Here is a 4,510-nt window from a genome sequence, read left to right on the forward strand (position 1 = left end):
GGACCTACCGACAGCTCGGTGAATCCGAGAAGGCCCTTGCCGACTACAGCACCGTCATCGCATTGCCGAACGCGCCCGTCGAGCCAGTCGCAAGAGCGCTTTTTAGCCGGGGCGAGACCTACCGACAGCTCGGTGAGTCCGAGAAGGCCCTTGCCGACTACAGCGCCGTCATCGCATTGCCGAACGCGCCCGCCAAGCAAGTCGCAAGAGCGCTCAACAACCGGGGCCGGACCTACGGACAGCTCGGTGAGTCCGAGAAGGCCCTTGCCGACTACAGCGCCGTCATCGCATTGCCGAACGCACCCGTTGAGCAAGTCGCAATGGCGCTCTATAGCCGGGGCTGGACCTATTGGCAGGTGAATGATGCGAAGCACTCCGAGCACGACTTCGAGGAAGTCCGTGGACTAATTGAAGCGCCGATTGCATTGCGTGTCGAGGCGCATTTCGCCCTCGCGAAGATCTGCATCGCTTCTGGACGGTGGGATTCTGCCATCTCCGTGCTCGCGGAGGGTCTGGCGCAGGGCGCTTCCAAGGAGCAGCCTTATGTGGGCGATTCGGAGGGTATCATCGCTGCCTTTTTCGAAAGCACCCTGACTCCTGGCATCCGCCGGGAGCGAACCCGCGGACTAGTACGGGTCTACCAGGACCATAACGCTATCCTCCAGTTGGGGGAGGCGTTGACCAGCCACTTGGGTTCACTCTACCGCACCGGGGAAGACTTACCCGCTTCGGACAGCCTGGAACTCTGGGCCTCGGCTTGGGAAGATGCCGGTCGAGATATAGATGCATTCCGGGTGCCTCTGCGCATCTTTCGGACGGGCATCGATTTTCTCAAGGCCGGCGGCAAAGATCTCACTATCCTCCTGGACCTCAATCAGGAGGAGCGCAGAATTCTGGAACAGGCGTTGGCGTTGGAAGCCGAGCCATGACGCCTTATTCCAAATCGCCTTGAATAAGGGATTGATTTTTGTACGGCAGATTAGACCGTAAGCCACCGAGCGACCGCGAATCGGCGGGTTACGCTCCGCTAACCCGCCCTACATTCCTATCGCCGAATGAGTCACCTAGGCGAACGCTCGCGGTTTAAAGCCCGCTTCCGCGGGGGAGATGGCGCCAAAATGAGCCTGATGCTACCGAAATGTCCTGACAAGAATGGCGCCGGTTCAAACACATTGCTCTCCGGTGAAATGGAAGTCGAGACTTTGCTTCAGCCGCTTGGGCAGGGCCGGCAAGGACGAGCGCGGGATCAGAAAGGTCGAGAGGTTGAACAAATCCTTGAAGATCCGCTTCTTGTCCACCGTTTCCTGGAGATATTCGTGTCCGCTGCTTCCCCCGGTACCGATTTTGCTCCCCAGCATGCGTTGCGCCATCAGGGCGTGGCGGCTGCGCCAGGCGGTGAACTGTTCGTCGATGTCCATCAGGTGACTGAGCAGGCGGAACGGCAGGTGCAGAATCGGCTCGTCGCGGTAAAGCTGGATGAAGAGGGCCGATAGCACGGACGTTTGGCAGAGATGAAACATGCCTTGCGCCTTGAGCCGCTCGAATCCTGCCGGATCGAGCAGATAATCGAATTTCCGCCGGGTGTTTTCCAGCTCGGCGAGCTGCGCGCTTCGCTCGGCATCGGAAAATAAAGGATTCGTCTCGATCGAGCGCCGGTCTTTCGCCAGCATAGCCATGACCGCCTGACGGTAGCTTTCCCAAAAGTCATAGCCCTCGAACTTGAGGAAGGGCATGCGCGCCAGCCAGGCGTCCACCTGTTCGAAAAGACTTGGCTCGCTGGCGATTTCGCGCAGGTATGCGACATCCTCGGATCTGAGCCGGCCGGTGACCGGTTGCGGAACGTGAACGCCCAACCCCAGGCGCAGTTCGATCTCGCGGAATTGCACGCTCTGGAATCCGGAAGCGGGGATCAGGTAATCGCGAAAATCGAGAAAATCCAGCGGAGTGATGGTCTCCAGAACGTCGATTTGCTGATTCAAGACCTTTTGTATCGCAATGACGCGCTCGAGACGGGCGACGATGACGCCCATGCTGTGTTCGTCCAAAGGCGTGACCGCGAATGCACCGAGCACCGACTCGAGTTCGTGCAGGATTTGCTTGAACCAGATCTCGTAAGCCTGGTGCGTGATGATGAACAGCATCTCGTCGTGGGCTTCCCTGCCATGCCGGCGGCTTTCGGGCGTCTGAGCGCTCAAGAGACGCTCGAGTTGCAGGTAGTCGGCGTAGTAGATTTCTTTCGTGGAGCGCTGATTCATCGGGGTGTCTCCGCTTGATTGATTGATGTTATACAGGCATCGTCGGCAAAGGATTGCCGACCTACGCTTGTAGGCAAACCCAAGTAGGTCGGCAATCCTTTGCCGACACGAACGCGCGTCCCGTTCGGCCGGGCGGGAGAACGGCATCAGGCATGACACGCCCGGCTCAAATCCCTCAGCTCGCCAGCTCCGGCAAATTCCTGAAGAGTTCCAGCGCCTCGGGATTGGCGAGCGCGTCGCGGTTTTTCACGGGGCGTCCGTGAATGATCTCGCGTACTGCGAGTTCGACGATCTTGCCGGAGAGCGTGCGGGGAATGTCGGCGACCTGCACGATCTTGGCCGGAACATGGCGCGGGCTCGCGTTTTCGCGAATCTGCCTCCGGATTCTTGCCGCCAGCGCTTCGTCCAGCTTCAGGCCTTCGCGCAGGCGCACGAACAGCACGATGCGGACATCGTTATCCCAATTCTGGCCGACGACCAAACTTTCGACGATTTCGTCGAGCCTTTCGACTTGCCGATAGATCTCGGCAGTGCCGATGCGCACGCCGCCGGGATTCAGCACCGCATCGGAGCGGCCGTGAATGACGATGCCGCCGTGCGGCATGATCTCGGCCCAGTCGCCGTGCCGCCAGACGCCGGGGTACATGGAAAAATACGCCTCGCGGTATTTGGTTCCGTCCGGGTCGTTCCAGAACTCCAGCGGCATCGAAGGAAAGGGTTTGGTGCAGACCAGTTCGCCTTTCGTGCCGACGACCGGTTGGCCGTTTTCGTCGAAGACTTCGACCGCCATGCCGAGCACCTTGGCCTGGATCTCGCCCCGTCGAACCGGCCCCATCGGATTGCCGCCCACGAAGCAGCCGATCAAATCGGCCCCGCCCGAGATCGAGGACAGGCACACGTCGGATTTGACGCGCTCATAGACGTAATCGAAGCTGTTCGGCGCCAGGGGCGAACCGGTCGAAAGAACGGTCCTGAGCGATGTCAGCCGATGCGTGCGTTTCGGTTCCACTCCCGCCTTGAGCAAGGCGTCAATGTATTTGGCCGAAGTGCCGAAATGGGTCATGCCCTCGGCATCGGCGAAATCGAACAGCACATTGCCCGAGGGGTGGAAGGGAGAACCGTCGTAAAGGAGCAGGGTGGCGCCGCAGGCGAGGGCGGAGGCCAGCCAGTTCCACATCATCCAGCCGCAGGTGGTGAAATAGAACACCCGATCGTTCGGCTTCACGTCGCATTGCAGTAGGTGTTCCTCCAAATGTTTGAGCAGCGTGCCGCCGGCGCCGTGAACGATGCACTTCGGAATGCCGGTCGTGCCGGAGGAATAGAGAATGTATAGCGGCGAGTCGAAAGGTAGCCGGGCGAAGGGAATCTCGCGCGTTTGGTAGGGCGCGAGATAATCGTCGAAGCGAATCGCCCGTTCGCCCAGCGCCTTTAGCTCAGGCTGCTCGGAGATATAAGGAACGAGGACAATGCGTTCGAGCTTCGGCAAGTTGGCCATGATCGTGCGGAGCTTGTCGGCGGCGAAATGGGCTTTGCCGTTGTAAAAGCATCCGTCGGCGGCGATGAGAACCTTCGGTCCGACTTGCCCGAACCGGTCCAGCACGCCCTGTACGCCGAAATCGGGCGAGCAGGAGGTGAAGATCGCCCCGACCGATGCGGCGGCGAGCATCGCGATCACGGTTTCCGGCAGGTTGGGCATGATGACGGCGACCCGGTCTCCCGGCACGACGCCGTCGGCTTCGAGAGCCTGCGCCAGACGGCTGACTCGCTCGTAAAGCTCGCGCCAGCTCAGCCGCCGGCGCACCCTATCCTCGCCCCAGAAGACGATGGCGTCTCCGTCATCCCGGCGTTTGAGCAAATTCTCGGCGAAATTGAGCCGCGCCTCGGGGAAGAACCGCGCGCCGGGCATCTTGTCGCGGTCCGCCAAAATGCGGTCGCCGCGCGTCTCCGCCACGACTCCCGCGTAGTCCCACAGACTCAGCCAGAATTCGTCCATTTGCTCGATTGAGAAGCGGTGAAGGGCAGCGTAATCGGGCAATTCGATGCTCCATCGATCTCGCAGAATGTGCGTGAATCGGTACAGATTCGTGCTTTCGATGCGCGAGCGGGTGGGTTGCCAGAGGGGTTGATTCAAGACGGCGCTCCAGATTATTTATCGCGGGAAAACCCCCGGTTCTGCCGAGGGACTCGCAAAGTTTGACATTTCCGGGAGTCAGGTATTGTCCCAATTTCGCTGGGCCGTCATTCCGGCAGGGATT

General features: G+C 60.2%; 3 protein-coding genes. 1 reads left to right on the top strand and 2 read right to left on the bottom strand.

Features of this window, described 5'->3' with window-relative positions; translation table 11 throughout:
• Positions 1–929 (top strand): tetratricopeptide repeat protein (locus tag ABJK70_RS20700; protein WP_347258968.1); only part of this gene is annotated, 929 nt, incomplete at its 5' end.
• A 234-nt stretch (positions 930–1,163) separates the two neighbouring features.
• Here ABJK70_RS20700 and ABJK70_RS20705 read toward each other — a convergent pair.
• Both ABJK70_RS20705 and ABJK70_RS20710 read right to left on the bottom strand, forming a co-directional pair.
• Positions 1,164–2,255, bottom strand: coding sequence for a tryptophan 2,3-dioxygenase family protein (locus ABJK70_RS20705; protein WP_347258969.1), 1,092 nt, complete (start codon positions 2,253–2,255; stop codon positions 1,164–1,166).
• A 175-nt stretch (positions 2,256–2,430) separates the two neighbouring features.
• Positions 2,431–4,386 carry an acetoacetate--CoA ligase gene (locus tag ABJK70_RS20710; protein WP_347258970.1) on the bottom strand — a complete coding sequence of 652 codons (1,956 nt, stop codon included), beginning with the start codon at positions 4,384–4,386 and terminating at the stop codon, positions 2,431–2,433.
• Positions 4,387–4,510 lie beyond the last annotated feature (124 nt).

The organism is Methylocaldum sp., assembly GCF_039794385.1.
Lineage (GTDB): Bacteria > Pseudomonadota > Gammaproteobacteria > Methylococcales > Methylococcaceae > Methylocaldum.